Genomic DNA, 16,106 nt, shown 5'->3' with positions numbered 1-16,106 from the left:
TGGACAAATGTCCACCCTTTAATGTGTTGTAAAATTGTCTGTTGTATAGTCCTGATAGAGCTCTAATAGATTGCCCCAGGCTTTTGTGAGCATGGCATTATATGTTGTGATGAATTGTGCTTGATCAGGAGGTAATTTCTCAATAACCTGATCTGAAGACAACAAGATATCTTTGATCAATTCAATGCATTCCCACAATTTTTCACTTTCTTCAAATGTCATATATTCTCTCCTGCTTCAATCTTACCATATCCAGACAAACACACAAAGCTTATTCTAAATTAAGTCGTTTTTCTAAGAAATACCAAGTCACAAACCAATAGATTGCAGCTACAATACCAAAGCCAACAATCATGATAAGCAAACCAAAGCCAAAAGGATTGGCAACACCATCCATATCAAATGGACGATTCAATAAAGCAAAGATATAGTGACTTGCATAGCCTGTCATACCTAAGATTGTCATAATAACAGCTTCAGCAATCCGGAATCCCCCATAAGCAAGAATACTGCCAATAATACGATGTTCATTCCATTGTGAGCCAATAGCCATTGCTGCATAGATACGAATGATCATTAAAGCCATGATGACAATCAAGACAACAATGCCAAGAATGATATTGATTACCATTGTAGGGGTAACCTGGCTTAAAGTATGCGCTATTTCTTCAAATGGTGGTGTGATGATCATAGCAGGATCTTCACCACTAAGAGCAATCATTGTAAATGCAAGAGCACTTGCAGAAATAATGAAAGCCAGGACACTCAAGATAATCCAGATGACATTGGAAATCAGTTTAGCACTAATTAGCTTATTTGTTGAAACAGGCAAAGAAAACATCAAATAGCCCTCACGCCCCAGCAGGTTCTTATAGAAGCTGTTGATTAATAGCACGATGGTCATGACGCCAACAGCGACAAGAATAACGCCATAGACAATAGGCATGAATGCCATCAAATATTCATCAAGCACATTATTCATGACGGCTGATAAACTTAAGCCTGTAATAACTGAAGTTGCGATCAACAAGCCATAGAGTGGTAGTAAGATTCTACCAAACATCTTCATTTCATATTTCAATAGCTTTCCTAACATTTAAATACCTCCCTGAAATATTCATCAACACTCATACCTGTCTTCTCTCTTAAAGCATCCGCATTCTCATGAAGCACAACTTCTCCTTCTTTTAAGAAGACCACTTCATCTAGAATGGACTCAACATCATTAATAAGATGTGTTGAGATGAGAACAACCGCATTTTCATTATAATGCGATACAATCGTATGAAGGATATAATCTCTAGCCGCTGGATCAACCCCGGCAATTGGTTCATCTAAAAGATAGATTTTAGCCTGTCTGCTCATTGTCAGAATAAGCTGAACCTTTTCACGATTTCCTTTGGAAAGCTTTTTAATGCTTTTGGTGCAATCGATATGTAGACTATTAAGCATTTCTCTCGCAATCTTTTCATCAAAGTCATCATAAAAATCTTTATACATCTTGATTAAGTCGTTGACTTTCATCCAGTCTGGTAAGAAATCACGATCAGGTAAATAAGAAACAAAGCTCTTCGTCTTAGCACCTGGTGCTAGTTCATTTAAAGTAATCAAACCACTTGTCGGTACAAGCAAGTGTTCTAAGAGTTTAATGAGTGTTGTCTTGCCACTGCCATTAGGCCCCAGCAAGCCGACAATACGTCCTGCTTCTAAAGACAAGTTCACTTGTTTCAAAGAAACTGTACTTCCATAGTTCTTACTAACATCCTTACATTCAATAAGTGCCATTTACTTCTCCCCCTTATCTTTCTCATAATTCTTCACAGCAGCAATAATCTCCTGCTTATCCATTCCCATCTTTTCTAGATTATGAAACATATCAGCAATATATTGTTCACTCATAGCCTTTCTTAATTCCTTCATCACATTCTCATCCTCACTTACAAATCTTCCTGCCGTTCTTTGCGTGTAAAGCAATCCTTCTTGTTCTAATTGTGTTAAGGCACGTTGCATTGTATTAGGATTTACCCCAGCTTCAACTGCCATTTCTCTAACTGGCGGGATTTTACTGCCTGCACGAAGTTCTCCACTTGCGATCATAACTTTGATTTGAGCAATAATCTGGAGATAAATAGGAATACCATTCTTAAATTCCCATTTCATATGTCTCACTTCCTTTGTATTACCTTCTTAGTACAATAACACAATAGCACAGCATCACTATTGTGTCAATGCATTAATACAATAATTCAAAGCAGTGTTCATAAAAGAAAAAGAGCACCGAAGTGCTCATTCTGTCTTTACAACATAACATTGTTTTTTATAGAAGGATATGCCATATCCCACTGCATGTGCATATATCTTGAATCTCTTCTCTTCAAGATAATTGCGATCAGTGATTTGTCTTGCGTCAGCTTCTGCATCTTCAATAAGACAGTCTTGTCTTATTGAATGTTTGCATTCAATAAGAATAACTGTTCCCAGTATCGTTTCAGGCATGACACACAAGTCAAATCTTCCATCTCCTGCTTCCCTGTTGGAGATGACTTCATAACCATTCAACAGCCCTACTAAAAATCCATGATAGAAGCTTTCATGATTGTCAAAGTAGCTGATGCTTCTAATAAGAATGTCATTAAGCAGAAGATTGACTTTTCTTGCATCCCCATTGACCAGCTCCTGATACAGTTCATTCTTCCTTGATCCTGCATAGTCCGTGAAATAGCTCATGAAGGACTGCTTATAGATCTCATAGACTTCCTTGTTTGGGATGACAAGCTCATACTGATGATCACCAAGATCTTTTATGGCCTTGAGATAGCCTGTGAGCAGCAGGAAGCTGTAGATGTTGTTGATGTCGTCCATCTCACGATAGGTCAGTTCTGACTTGATGTCCTTGACGATGGACTGTCCATTCATGAGCTGTTCAAACTCATTTCTCAGCCCTCTGTCACCAGCCTGGATGTATTTCATGACAATACCATTACTGCTAGTATTAGCCCAGAAGGATACTGGCTTGAAGGAGTCGTCTCTTATCTTGTATTTCACATAGCTCAATGTGCTCCATGGGTTATAGATTTCAAGGTCTCCAAATCTGTATCCATCATACCATTCCTTGACTTCATTCATATTCTGTGACAGCTGACAGTCAGCCAATAGCTGCTGCACATCCTTTTCAGTAAAGCCAAAAAATTCATTGGCGATGTTATCCAGAATTGAGTATGACGAGAAATTATTGAGACCTGTAAATATGCTTTCCTTGGATATTCTTAGACAGCCTGTCATGATGCCCTTTTCTAAGGCATTATTGGTCTTAAGGGATGAGGAGAAGATACTTCTCAGGAAGTCAACCATCTTATCATAATAATCATTCTGGTAAGCTGCCTGCATAGGGACGTCATATTCATCTATCAGGATGATGACTTTCTGGTGGTAGTGTGTGAACATTGCCTGAGATATTACGCGCAATGATGTACTCAAGTCCTCTATGGAAGCAGTCTCGCTATGCAAGCTGTTAAGCTTATTCTTTGTGATATCTGTGAGGTGATCAGATTCTAATAGTTCTAAGTTTTTTCCAATAATTCATAGATGATATTTGAAAATGCATTCAGTTGTCGCTCATATGATGAGTTTGTCATTTCTTTCAATGAGAGAAAGATGACAGGATACTGGTTCTGGTGCTTCATTGCTTCACTGTTATGTGAGATGCTTAAGCCATCAAAGAGATAGCTATTCTCTTTCTCCTTGTTGGAGAAGAAATAGTAAAGCATGGACATGTTCAGTGTCTTGCCAAAACGTCTAGGGCGTGTGTAGAGGGCAACTTGTTCATTAAGGACTTCTGAGATGAAGTTTGTCTTGTCTATATAGTAGGCATTCTTATCAATCAGCGTCTTGAAGTTCTCTATTCCAGTTGGTATCAGCTTCATTCTGTCACTTCCCTTCATTAACTAGATTGATTTCCTTTGATATATTATATCCTATATTCATTTTTATTGCATTATAGGGTAATGAAGTTTTATGGAAACAAAAAGGATGGAATGTTCCATCCTTGTATCTTATCAATATGTAGATTTAACCATACCACCATCAACATTAAGTGCAACGCCATTAGTACTCTCTTGGTCTACAGGATTCTGGAGAAGAAGCTGAAAAAATATCATAAAAAAATACAGGTAAAGCGTAAATTACCACATTCCATGAAAAAAGAAAGTGCCCTGAAAGCCTTTAAACAAAGAACTTTGGGGCACTTTTCAAGTATTTAAGTGTTCAAGTCAGCTTTATATCTATTTCCATAGTAAAGAAAAAACACCTATTATACAAACAGATACTTTTGTCGCTTATTCACTTAAATGATCAACTGCATATTGTGCTTCAGCTGGTTCGAGTTGTTCGCCATAAGCAGATACAAGCTGATTATAAATAGCTTTCTTAGACATATGCATGGTATCTAAATATCTGTTAGTTTTTTAATAATATGAGAAAGCTTATAGAAAAATGTGTGCATTTTGCAGCTAGCATTAATCCTTTATAAGAACGATATCTAACGAAAAAAAGTGTATGTCACGGAAGTGTTAGTAAATCATGTTGAGCGTTAATCCTTTATAAGAACGATATCTAACATGATAAAGGAGGAAGCACAAGGAAAGAATGCAGAGCGTTAATCCTTTATAAGAACGATATCTAACAAAAGACTAGGTTATTATCCTAGCCTTGTTAGTTGCAAGCGTTAATCCTTTATAAGAACGATATCTAACGAGGAAATCAGGATACAAAAGACACTTTTAAAAATTCTGCGTTAATCCTTTATAAGAACGATATCTAACAAAAGACTAGGTTATTATCCTAGCCTTGTTAGTTGCAAGCGTTAATCCTTTATAAGAACGATATCTAACCGGCAGGGCAGGTCACGACATTAACACTTGATAACACAGCGTTAATCCTTTATAAGAACGATATCTAACAAAGACCGAATTAACAGACACTTAGAAAAGTTAAGGCGTTAATCCTTTATAAGAACGATATCTAACCATCATGATGTAGTTGACATTATGCCAATGTCATCAAAGCGTTAATCCTTTATAAGAACGATATCTAACTAATTGAAGATAGAAAAGGAAATATCTACCGAGTTGAGCGTTAATCCTTTATAAGAACGATATCTAACAAAACAAAATATTATGAAAACATCTACATTTACAATCGAAGGCGTTAATCCTTTATAAGAACGATATCTAACGATAAAATCAACACTTTTTATATATTTATAACATAGCGTTAATCCTTTATAAGAACGATATCTAACTTTAGCTATCAGCGAGAGCAAAGAAAACACTGATTTTATGCGTTAATCCTTTATAAGAACGATATCTAACACTACAAATATAAGCGGAACTGCAAGCGACTTGAACAGCGTTAATCCTTTATAAGAACGATATCTAACCGAAAGACATTGTCAAAGAAACGAGCTTGACTAAATCGCGTTAATCCTTTATAAGAACGATATCTAACTCATGAATCAACAAGACATTACAAGACATTCATGGATAAAAGCGTTAATCCTTTATAAGAACGATATCTAACATTGTCACCGTGCCACTCTGAAATGAAGTGTCACTCTCTGGCGTTAATCCTTTATAAGAACGATATCTAACGGCAAGTGGTCACTAAACCATAAGTCACAATATCAAAGCGTTAATCCTTTATAAGAACGATATCTAACTGCCAGCGTCCATGAAGGACCGGAACTGCTTTTCGCGTTAATCCTTTATAAGAACGATATCTAACATTAGTCAACGTTTCTACTATTGACAAATCCATTTATGCGTTAATCCTTTATAAGAACGATATCTAACCCAACAAAAAAACAATAATTAAATTTATATCAAAAATCTATTGACATGCGTTAATCCTTTATAAGAACGATATCTAACAGGGAGTGCATTTTTACAGTCTAAGAAACGGGTTGCGCGTTAATCCTTTATAAGAACGATATCTAACTAATCAGAATGTGGGATAGCTTGCGTAAGAATTATAAAGGCGTTAATCCTTTATAAGAACGATATCTAACAAGGAAGCACTGGTGTTCAGGCTTGCAAAGCCTCTTCCAAAAGCGTTAATCCTTTATAAGAACGATATCTAACCATTAATTATTCTATAATACCTAAGAAATAATATCAAGAATTTGTTTTATTGACAAAATAGGAGCACTTAGATGTTCATTTTTAATTAAAACTTTCGACTAAGCATTATTATGAGACTAGAATATATACAAAACATCAGGGAAATAAGGGTGTCAGTCGAACTATATGATAATATTTTCATGCTGATTGCCCCTTTTTCCATTGACAATCTTGTTTATACTCTTGTTGGAATAAGAATAATAAAATATGATTTGATCTTCATCAGCAGTTATTTGATTCAATTCTTTTTGAAGAATTTTATACTTTGCCGGGGTGAGTTCACCTTCAAAGACAGAATTTTGTATATGAAAGAGATATTTCCTAAGTACTTTCATGACCTTAGGACATCTCTTTTCATTTACATCATAAACACATATAACATACATGCTTACCACTCCATTCTATATGGCTTATAGAATTTTTTCTTTCCAGTTATATAGTTGTATAGATTATAGACTTCTTTTGTAATGATATTCTTATAGGAATAATATCGATTTCCAATATGTATAGATTGAGCTAATTGATTTTCGTATTCATTTAAATAGAAAGCCACTCCTTCCTTACTCAAATAACAACTATTATTTGTTTTATTAAAATAGGAATTCTTGAGCTGATTCTTACGAATCATTCTTAGAACCATTCTATCTACGATAACTGGTTTAAGAATATCAGCAAGGTCGTACTGAAGGGAATCTGTGGTCTTCGCAATACTATGTACATAACTGATATTAGCCATAAGCGGACTTTTATCTATCTCAGTAAGAAAGTTTGCATATAGTAGTGCATAACCATAACTCATCAACGCATTGACTTCATTACCTGGAGGCTGAATACTTCTTTTGACGAAATGATAGTTTGTATTTTCCAGTATCTTATCGATTCCTGCATAATAGATTTTCTTAGCCTGAGCTTCCTTCAATAAAAGCTGATCAACTGAATTACATTCATCTAATTCTGATAGAATATCAGAATTAGCATGTATCATGTTTATAAGATCAATATCCTTCTTATTGTAATACTTAAGTAAAGACAAGATATTATGTAATTCTGTTTCAGTAATGGCATATGCGATGGATAAACGCATTTTATCATTTCTAAATGAATCTATCTGACATATCATATCTTTTCCTGAGACATATTCCTTTGGTATAAATCTTCCAATATACTGCCCATAGTAGTTATAAAACTGCGCTGAAACACAATATGTGTTTAGAAGGCCTAAGACTCTCTTGTTGAGCGTAATGTCACCAAAACAAAGCACTGCATCAATTTGTTCAATAGGAATATATGTCACATCACCATTCTTATCCAAAAGACACAACGATGAATCCTTTCGATGAAGTTCACCACTCTTATACAAATAGATTGTCTTTTTCATCAGCCACCTCAATCATGCCAAACCCACATGATCCTTTACTGGAAAGCCCAGTATTATAGATAATAGACAATGTATCATAATCTGCTTCAACACTCATTCTTATTCTATAAGCTTCATATAAGGTATTTTTGAACTTAATGAGCTGCTTTTTTTCATAGTCAACATTTATAATATGAAAATGCAGTGCTTCTAGTGGATATCCATAAGCTTCTGCCTTCTTTTTGATATTTTCTAGTACTAGATTCTCAGATTCATCATCACTTGGCTTATAGTATGTTGTATATCTATTTTCTGTTTTATAGGCTGTAACAGGAGAAAGCGTAATGATTGTCTTTTTTTGTATTCCCAAAAAAGGACGTAAGTCCTCAATGTCTACACTTACAACTTTTACTTCCTGATGATTGATGAAAAGCATACTATTTCTACAAAGGTAATCATAGATGTAGCGGATAAATTCTTCATTAAGTGAAGCAATATATAAAGTAGTATATTCATCGAATATAATCTTTCTATCAACAATACTATATTTCCCTTTCAAATCACTGAAGGTGAACATCTTAAAGACTTTGTTTTCAATTCTATAACCTTCATCATGGAAGAACTCTCCCTCCTTTGTTTTAGGAAACATATGATAGATTGTTCCTTGTATGGCATGCTTATAAGCAATAGGTAAGGTGAAGTCCTTCTTCTGCATTGTTATCTTAATTCTCAATCCTTCCACCTCCCATGTAATTGTATCGTCCAAGACCAGTATAGAATATGATATCTTCTATCTCTTCTGAAATAATGATTGATTGGCATATTATGCCTTTAGGTTTGATGTACCTAGTCTTAAATTTAATTGGTTCAAGTGAGCTTTCGATTGTATTCAACATTTCATAGTCATCTTCTAGAATACTTAGATCCATGCCATAATTATTTCTATAGTATATCATCATGTTGTTATAAACACTTTTGAAGCTATCCTTCTCAAAAAGAGAACTAAAAGAAAGTGTGTTTCTTTTTATTTTTGATAGTTTTATCTGCGAATATTCTAGCTGCTTAATAAGAAAGAACGATCCAGCTATATGATGATTTAAGTATTCTTCAAAGAATAGATTGATATACCCAGATGATACGTTGCACTCTCCGATGAGATAGATGACGAGCTGAAGCTCGTCATTCTGTCTTAAAAGTCTTTTGGTGAATGGTGAGTTTTCAATAATAATACCTGGATAAAATGAGAAGTTCTCGCCTGTTAAATGGTAATACTGACATTTATCTTGAAGTGGACAATCTTTACATTTTCCACCTTTGTTGATGCATGTTAAATGATGGATGAATTCCATTAGTTTTTTATAAATGAGAGTATTGATATTATTGTAGAACTTCGCACCAAGAGGGAATGATAGCGTTATATCGTATTTAGTCAACATATTCAATTCTTATGACTCCTGGATAGCAATTACCTACCTGTTCATCTAGATAAAGCATGCGTGTCTTAGGAAGCGTATCAGACTTTGCTCTTGTATTCTTTCTATTACTAGGTGAAAAAGATTGATTAAAACGCTTATCGTATTCATGTGGAAATTTATTTTTGAATAGCAGCGATACTGTCTTTGAAAAATAGTTTGTACTTGAGCCAATACGCAAATAAAAAGCATTACTTTCTTTATTTGCAACATTTTTCTTCAAACCCTCAAGCGCATTTCTAAAATTATTTTTTGAATAGAAATCTAAGTTATCATCAAGATTCAGCTCCTCATTTAATATATCCAACATATATCTATTACAAGCTAAACGAATCATTTTATAGTTCATGCAATTTATTAACTGTTTACAAGCTTCTGAATCATTATCTTCTCCCTTTATTAAATTGAGTTTTTCTCGATTTATTAAGATATAACTATCAGTTGTATCTTGTCCATAATCGATACATTCAAACAATGGTAATGCACTGGATAAATCCTTTTTTTCATTACGAGTATCTAGTCTTTTTGCATCCATTATTCGCAATTCATTGAACGGAACATCTCTTACAGTAAGACAACTGTTGAATTCCTTTATGAAAGCTGTAGAAATACCTAACGCCTCCATAATGCTTTCCAATGAAAGCCTTTCTATATGTGAAAGTTTATAGCTTAATTCTTTTCCCTTAAACAGAAGGAAAGAATAATAGACTGCATTGAGAATCGCTCCTTTAAGCGAGGATCCAGGAATATAAGGTTTGTCAAGCGTCTTAATTTGTTCATTGTATTTCTTGTTCTCAGTAATATAGTAATCTACATCACTTTTAAGTTGATAGCGTGGTGTTAGCTTTGAGAAATTCACATATCGTTTCAAAGTATTCTGTAAATATTTTGATGGTGATTGTCCACTACGTGCTCCTTTATCGCTAAAATGAGAGAGCTTATCTAGGAATTGCTTGTCCAAAAGGACTTTATCCGGTACACAAGAGAGCACTTCCTGTTCATCATAGAAGGACATATATTCTCCATCTTCCATATAGAAAATAGGTAACTTGGTGTCTCCTGTACCCACATGTACAGGTGTTATTGTTTCAATTTTCACTTTAGTCATATGATCACCTTAAAAGACAAAACCAATTGCATAATGGTAGATTGTCTTTCCGTTGTCTGTTTTTATGAGTGAGCCATAATACTCTTTATGAGTCTTTACTCTCATGAAGCTTCCTTCCACAAGCTTTGTAAAGGTTCCTATTGTGTTTGAACTATAATAACTTGAGCCTTTATAGCTGTTACTCTCCATGATGTATGAAGATTCATCAAAATCAAAATCTTCTGAGATACATTTTGAAAGCAATATGACATCATCTGTTTGAGGTATTGCAATATTAAATTCCTTAACCTCAACCATTTCAAAGCTGTTCTTGCCAACAGATATTCTATTGCCAAAACCAAAGTATGGCGCATACTTCATAATATTCTTAACATATTCAATATCATCCGTCTTGATATACACATCAAATAGCTCGCCGGCCTTGAAATAAAGATTTCGATCGAAGTACAGTCCCCTTTCGTCTTCTCTATTATTATCCGAAAGATTAGCTGCATGAAAAATCAACTCTGTATCACTTCTTTGTGCACTCATTTCTTTCTCCGAAAGTATTCCTGAATTTAAGTATACTTTTCCATCAAAAAGAGCTTTCTTCAAATCTGTAAAACGTGCCTTGGCAATGTAGTTTTTGTAGATAAATGGTGTTGTATAATTGATTTTCTTAAATTCTTTCATATAGGAAAGGTAGTGAAGCTGCTGCTTAGGAGAAAGTGGTTTTTCTTTATTAAAAATGATATCATTCTTCTCCTGAATAGAAATTAGACCAACCTTGACCATTGGTAGCAACTCATGGGGAAACATTGAGGAATGGATGAAAAGTGGCTGTGTCTGGAAGGACTGAAAATACTGCTGAAGTGCCTCTTCTCCCTGGGTTGACCTAATGATATTGCAGAAGCTACCAAAGAGAGTCTGGGCATCAGGTAAGTGAGTGATTGAAGAGAGCACTTTGAAAGTAATGCGATACGTTTTCATATTAGATATCCACTTTCTCAGTTTTCCATTCAGCTTTTACTCGTCCATAGCCTCTTGATCCATTACCACCAAGATAGTTCATTTCCAAAAGTCCCAATGCTTTTTCAATGGCATGGATCATTGTATCCTTATTGTCTTCATCAAAAATATTGATGACAATTTCACCTTCAAAGATAGCGCCAGCTGGCACTCTTTCGATAAAACGCGGATTAGCCGTACTCTTGAGTGGATCAATCTTATTTTCACCTTTGATTTCTGTATAGCGTCCCTTCCCCAGCTTACTTTCAAGGTATTCCTTGTTGCTGAGCGTTAAATCTCTGAAGATAGCACGCGTTGACTGGTTTTCTTTTGTTTCAGCTTTTTCGAATAGGCTTGTAATGTTGTCATCATCAAATTTGTAGTCATTACCTTCATCATTAAGTTTTCCTTCATGAATTTTCAAAAGATATTTCAGCTTTCCTTTTATTGAACTGCCTGGAATATAAGGAATATTATCTAAAGGATTCTTAATGACATTTGCATCAGCACCACCAATATCAAATCCATTATCCGTACCACCAATATAGAGTCCTGTTAATAATTTAAGTCTAACGTTGATTTTATAGATTTCATTAAGCATTTTTATTGCCTCCTAATTGCTTATGATATGCGATGATACTTGTAAAGAGCTCATCGAGTGTAATGATATCTTTTTTTGAAACAATTGATTTTTCATTAATAACTGATTCTACGAAATAATAGAGCTGCTTTAATTTAGGTTCTCTACCAGCATTGTATGCACTCATGGCGACAAGAACGAAGACTGTCTTTTTAGCAAGATTGAAGTCATTTGCCTCTACATATGCTTTTGCTTCCTTAATGCCATCAAGTACCTTTCTCATCTGATGGTTATTAGCTCCAAGTAAGTCTTTTGCGTATTTATAAGCCTTCTTTTCGGGAAGGTATAGTTCAATTGGATCATTGAAATATTGGCTTAAAGGAATCGTTATAGGTTTGTAAGGATTGATTTCCTTCTTTTCCTCTGTTTTTTTTCTTTGATAAGAGCTTCTTTTCTTTTGATCATACATGTAACTCATTATTCATTTCCTCCTGCTTCTCTTGTCAGCATGATTGCTAGTTTTAAAAGTAATATATATTTCTGCAGTTTCTCATTAGAATCGATGGAGACGATATCTATCTTTACCTTGTCGAGAGAACTGCGATTTTTGTCTGTTTCACTACGATAAAGGACATATTGAATTCGTGGGAGTAGTCTTAAAAAATCACGGCCATATTCACAATCTCTGATATTACTCATAATGTTATAAAGCATTGATCGACTAATCATTTCATTATTAATCGCATCACGATAGTATTCCACTTCATTTAGGAATTCTGTATATTCATTTAATGGAATTCTCGTATTAAGGACTGTGATTGCATGCTTCTCACCACTCTTAGATATTTCAAGATTATTCTCTGCTTCCTGCACACCAAATCGTATAGGTCTTGTTGGCTTTTGAATATTAATGCCTCCTGATATTGTGATGTTCTTGTTGCATGTATAAGCACTAAATTCCTTATCAATATTCTCAGCTAAATAGAGAATACCATAAGCTGGTCCCATAATAACTAAATCATCCCCACCAGCATAGTTAATATAGAAGATATTATCTCTGTCTTTGATAATTTGTTGAGTTGTCTTCTTACAAATATCAATAATGCGATATGTGAAGAAGTATTCAATAAATCTACTGAGAGTAACATATTTAGAAATAGATCTTTGAACACGTACATCCTCTTGTTTTGTAAGTCCAAATGCAAAAATACCACCAAGATTATCAACATCCATCTTCAGTATGGCAAGTTTTGGATCACCAAACTGATCAGCTAAGTCATCCTTGCTTTCCCATTTTGCTATTTCTTCAAAATTTAGCGTACGATTATTATTAGTCTTCGGAACTAAATTAGCTGAAAGCTTCATGTTTCCAAAGCCAAAATCATTAATACCATCAACATAATAATGATTTCTTGTATAAAGACTTTCTGGGTTTTCTACTGACTGAATCTTCACAAAATTCAAGTCAATAAAAATATCATCCTTGTCATGAGGTAGTACTTCATCATCGTAATTATAATAAATACCATAATCATGATGTTTTTCACTCGTAATATATTGAGAAACAGTCTCAATAGACTTACAGATTGTACACATTGTTCCTTGTTCTATTTCATCTCCACACATAACACAAGTATTGTTTCCCTTAGCTTGTTTATAGAAGAATTCTGCTGATGTCATTTTGGCATACTTACGCATCTTGTTACGTCCAAGTACTGATTTAAGTTCTATTGATTTCTCTGACTTAAATGTTTCTAGCTCATCACAATTCATTGGCACTAAGCCATAAACAAATGTGATGTCATTATGAAAAATATCATAAAGGTCATGCTGTAGTCTAAGTGCTGTTTCTTCAACCTTTTTCTGAGTATCTTTTGTATGAGGAAGTAGAATGACTGCTCCACCACCGGTATTAAATAAGATATTGCTTTCAGTTAGTGAGAATTCGTTTAGAAAAGCATATGAAATAGCGTTTGTCACAAGACCAACAAAATATGAACGCCCTCTTAAGGCCTTAGTCAGTTTAGGCTTAGAACTACTTCCTTCTACAATCTTATAAATAAAGCTTTGAATGCCTGATACATCAAGTTCAAGCATATAAAATACTTTACTATTCTCATCCTTTGAGAATGCTGCATCATAGCATTCTTTATATCCTAAACAGCTTGCAATCGCTGAAGTTAGTTTTAAATGATCATACAAGCTAACTGATGAACGTCTTCCTTCATAAGTAGAAGCCGGAATAGTTACAAGATATTCATTCAACAAGTTATACATAGCATGATAAGAATTCATATCTATATTCTTTGTAAAAAGAGGTCTATTCTTTACCTGTGTTGTAAATTCTTCAAACAATTTCGCATATTCGTCAGCGCTGTCTTGAATGTTTTTAAAATGATAATGGGATTCTGGTCTAACAATTTGTTTGTAAGATGAAAGCGGAAAAACAGGGCTCTCATGACTTACTTTTTCACCAAATGTAACTTCACTCATGATGGAAGAAAGTCTTGCAGTAATGAAAGCACCTCGCTTATTCTTTTCTTCATAATCACAACTCTCATCACTTCTATCAATAGCTGATGCGAGATGATCAGCCTTTTTAATAATCATCGAGAGCTTTCCATCAGGATCTTTATGGTGTTCACTTGTCACTCTTTCAAATTCATCAAAGCGATGAAGATATTCTTTGAAAAAACGAGATGTATAACCACTATGTAAATGGGTATGATATTGTCCAATTGGATTTATTGGGGTTGTATCTTTTTCTGCTTCAGTTAAATTTGATTTTGGAAATGTTCTTTGGTAAAACTTTCCAATATCATGAAGAAGTGCAGCATAAGCTATTTCAACTATACTGTACTTCTCTAACGTAAACTTATCCTCCATAGTTTAAATCTCCTTTATTTTATCTTTTATATATTGATTCATCTTCAAGTAAGAATCCCAATTATTCGTAATATCATAATTGAGTGACTTCAAGATTGTCTTCATGCAGTTAATGTAATAACTCAATGGATGCTTAACTGTTTTTTCAATATATTCCTGTGTTATACAGACAATTTCATGACTGGCCTGATTTCTTAATTCCTGCCTGAATTCATCCAAATCATTGAGGGCATTAATGAGCTTTCTATTATCTGTTTCTAGCCTATTTATGATATTAATACACTGCGCTTGTGTTAAATGCGTATCTACATAAATACGATTGCTATAATATGATGAATAAGAATCATCAAGAATACTCAGTATTTTGATTCCAGTTTGATCATTTTGTAGCTTATAACGTGTAAGTTTACCATTGTAATCAGTATATTGTTCTAGATTAATCTTATATATATCTTTAAGAATCATCATTGATGATTGATATAGGAATGGTGTCATACAACGACAAAAATCAAGTAATTCTTTCTTCTGAACCTTAATATTCATCAACAAAGCAAATTCAAATAATTCAATTCGGCCATCCTGTTTATATGGAATAAAATCCCAATTATTATTTTTTTGAATCTTGAGATATTTGTTTTTGTTTAATGCGTATCGTTCTTTCGCAAACTCAGCTAATTCAAGAAGAGATGAATCAAGTCTAGCAGATGCATCCTTTATGAAATTATATGCCGCATTATATTCATAATTATCAATCATAGTTAGCAGTGATTCCTTCTGAATCCTAAACTGCATATTGGGTGTCTTGAGAACCGCTATTCTTTCAGGAGTTGATAACCTATTGTCCTCATTATCTTCCCAATATCCTTCAACATCATAATCTCCTAAATCATCTTTACGTTGTCCTCTTCCTCGATTTGGATCAGATACCTGCAAAGCTGTAATGCAGTATTTAGATAAAGCCGAAATAAATGTAAGAGCCATTTTCATACCTGGCGTTCCTGAAGACACGTTGACATATATCTCCGTATCATTTCCATACTTCTCTATTTGTGCTTTTATGATAGATTCAAATTCATCATAGTACTTGTCAAATAAGTGTGGATCTGTATCTTCTTTGTTGCGAACCTTTTCAATTTCAAATGACTTTCCCTTATATTTCATGAGAAAGTTTAAAGCTATTTCATACCTATTATCTTTTTCATCAAATTCACAGATTTCTTTTGACATGTACATGACAACTTTATCAAAATCATAAAATCGACATATATGCATCATTGAAGCATCATAGATATTCAGATGCGTATCACGTTCAGATATTGACATTGGATCTGTTTTCCCAATGGGTGTAAATAGAACTTTCATATCTAAGCTCCTTTCCATTTGTGTCATATGTTTAACGTATATTTTATTTTACCATAAATATACGTTTTTAAAAGGGCTTACAAAAATTCAAAATTTCTTTTTATAACAAAAATACCCTTCTAGTTTACATGTGTATCATCTATTTACTAAAAGGGTATTTACATCATATTCTATTTTT

Annotated in this window: 16 protein-coding genes, 1 pseudogene and 1 CRISPR repeat array; all 17 genes and pseudogenes read right to left on the bottom strand. The window is 34.0% G+C overall.

Features of this window, described 5'->3' with window-relative positions; all coding sequences use genetic code 11:
• Nucleotides 1-18 precede the first annotated feature (18 nt).
• Nucleotides 19-222 carry a hypothetical protein gene (locus FYJ79_RS04885; RefSeq protein ID WP_154515033.1) on the bottom strand — a complete coding sequence of 68 codons (204 nt, stop codon included), beginning with the start codon at nt 220-222 and terminating at the stop codon, nt 19-21.
• A 49-nt stretch (nt 223-271) separates the two neighbouring features.
• Nucleotides 272-1,096, bottom strand: coding sequence for a hypothetical protein (locus FYJ79_RS04880; protein WP_154515031.1), 825 nt, complete (start codon nt 1,094-1,096; stop codon nt 272-274).
• On the bottom strand, nt 1,090-1,785 hold the full coding sequence (locus FYJ79_RS04875; protein WP_154515029.1) for an ABC transporter ATP-binding protein: 696 nt from the start codon (nt 1,783-1,785) through the stop codon (nt 1,090-1,092). The genes FYJ79_RS04880 and FYJ79_RS04875 overlap by 7 nt, the downstream gene beginning before the upstream one ends.
• Nucleotides 1,786-2,160 (bottom strand): GntR family transcriptional regulator, encoded by a 375-nt coding sequence (locus tag FYJ79_RS04870; RefSeq protein ID WP_154515027.1) that lies wholly within the window; start codon nt 2,158-2,160, stop codon nt 1,786-1,788.
• A 126-nt stretch (nt 2,161-2,286) separates the two neighbouring features.
• Complete coding sequence (locus FYJ79_RS12695) at nt 2,287-3,507, bottom strand: AAA family ATPase (protein ID WP_154515025.1); 1,221 nt, start codon at nt 3,505-3,507, stop codon at nt 2,287-2,289.
• 53 nt (nt 3,508-3,560) lie between these two features.
• Nucleotides 3,561-3,923, bottom strand: coding sequence for an AAA family ATPase (locus tag FYJ79_RS12690; RefSeq protein WP_154515023.1), 363 nt, complete (start codon nt 3,921-3,923; stop codon nt 3,561-3,563).
• 411 nt (nt 3,924-4,334) lie between these two features.
• Nucleotides 4,335-4,445 (bottom strand): annotated as a pseudogene (locus tag FYJ79_RS04855) (Ltp family lipoprotein); the annotation flags it as partial.
• Between the two features lie 66 nt (nt 4,446-4,511).
• Nucleotides 4,512-6,137: a CRISPR direct-repeat array (repeat unit 31 nt; unit sequence GCGTTAATCCTTTATAAGAACGATATCTAAC).
• Nucleotides 6,138-6,298: 161 nt separating this feature from the next.
• Nucleotides 6,299-6,562, bottom strand: coding sequence for a CRISPR-associated endonuclease Cas2 (cas2, locus tag FYJ79_RS04850; protein ID WP_154515019.1), 264 nt, complete (start codon nt 6,560-6,562; stop codon nt 6,299-6,301).
• Nucleotides 6,563-6,564: 2 nt separating this feature from the next.
• The gene (gene cas1 / locus FYJ79_RS04845) at nt 6,565-7,554 is read right to left on the bottom strand and encodes a CRISPR-associated endonuclease Cas1 (RefSeq protein ID WP_154515017.1); all 990 of its coding nucleotides are present in this window, start codon (nt 7,552-7,554) and stop codon (nt 6,565-6,567) included.
• Nucleotides 7,529-8,266 carry a CRISPR-associated endoribonuclease Cas6 gene (gene cas6, locus FYJ79_RS04840; protein WP_154515015.1) on the bottom strand — a complete coding sequence of 246 codons (738 nt, stop codon included), beginning with the start codon at nt 8,264-8,266 and terminating at the stop codon, nt 7,529-7,531. Before cas6 ends, cas1 begins: the two co-directional genes overlap by 26 nt.
• Nucleotides 8,256-8,969 (bottom strand): hypothetical protein, encoded by a 714-nt coding sequence (locus FYJ79_RS04835; protein WP_154515013.1) that lies wholly within the window; start codon nt 8,967-8,969, stop codon nt 8,256-8,258. Before FYJ79_RS04835 ends, cas6 begins: the two co-directional genes overlap by 11 nt.
• Nucleotides 8,959-10,113, bottom strand: a complete 1,155-nt coding sequence (gene csm5, locus FYJ79_RS04830; RefSeq protein WP_154515011.1) for a type III-A CRISPR-associated RAMP protein Csm5 — start codon at nt 10,111-10,113, stop codon at nt 8,959-8,961. Before csm5 ends, FYJ79_RS04835 begins: the two co-directional genes overlap by 11 nt.
• A gap of 9 nt (nt 10,114-10,122) precedes the next feature.
• A complete protein-coding gene (gene csm4 / locus FYJ79_RS04825; RefSeq protein WP_154515009.1) occupies nt 10,123-11,082 on the bottom strand; it encodes a type III-A CRISPR-associated RAMP protein Csm4 in 960 nt (319 codons plus the stop codon).
• 1 nt (nt 11,083) lies between these two features.
• Nucleotides 11,084-11,701 (bottom strand): type III-A CRISPR-associated RAMP protein Csm3, encoded by a 618-nt coding sequence (csm3, locus tag FYJ79_RS04820; protein WP_154515007.1) that lies wholly within the window; start codon nt 11,699-11,701, stop codon nt 11,084-11,086.
• A complete protein-coding gene (gene csm2 / locus FYJ79_RS04815) occupies nt 11,694-12,158 on the bottom strand; it encodes a type III-A CRISPR-associated protein Csm2 (protein ID WP_154515005.1) in 465 nt (154 codons plus the stop codon). The genes csm3 and csm2 overlap by 8 nt, the downstream gene beginning before the upstream one ends.
• Nucleotides 12,158-14,566, bottom strand: coding sequence for a type III-A CRISPR-associated protein Cas10/Csm1 (gene cas10, locus FYJ79_RS04810; RefSeq protein WP_154515003.1), 2,409 nt, complete (start codon nt 14,564-14,566; stop codon nt 12,158-12,160). Before cas10 ends, csm2 begins: the two co-directional genes overlap by 1 nt.
• 3 nt (nt 14,567-14,569) lie before the next feature.
• Nucleotides 14,570-15,928 (bottom strand): type III-A CRISPR-associated CARF protein Csm6, encoded by a 1,359-nt coding sequence (gene csm6, locus FYJ79_RS04805; protein ID WP_195837021.1) that lies wholly within the window; start codon nt 15,926-15,928, stop codon nt 14,570-14,572.
• Between the last annotated feature and the right edge of the window lie 178 nt (nt 15,929-16,106).

This window comes from Sharpea porci, assembly GCF_009695655.1.
Classification (GTDB): Bacteria; Bacillota_I; Bacilli_A; order Erysipelotrichales; family Coprobacillaceae; genus Sharpea; species Sharpea porci.
The sequence above is the reverse complement of the archived record's forward strand: the minus strand, read 5'-3'. Positions and strand labels throughout refer to the sequence as shown.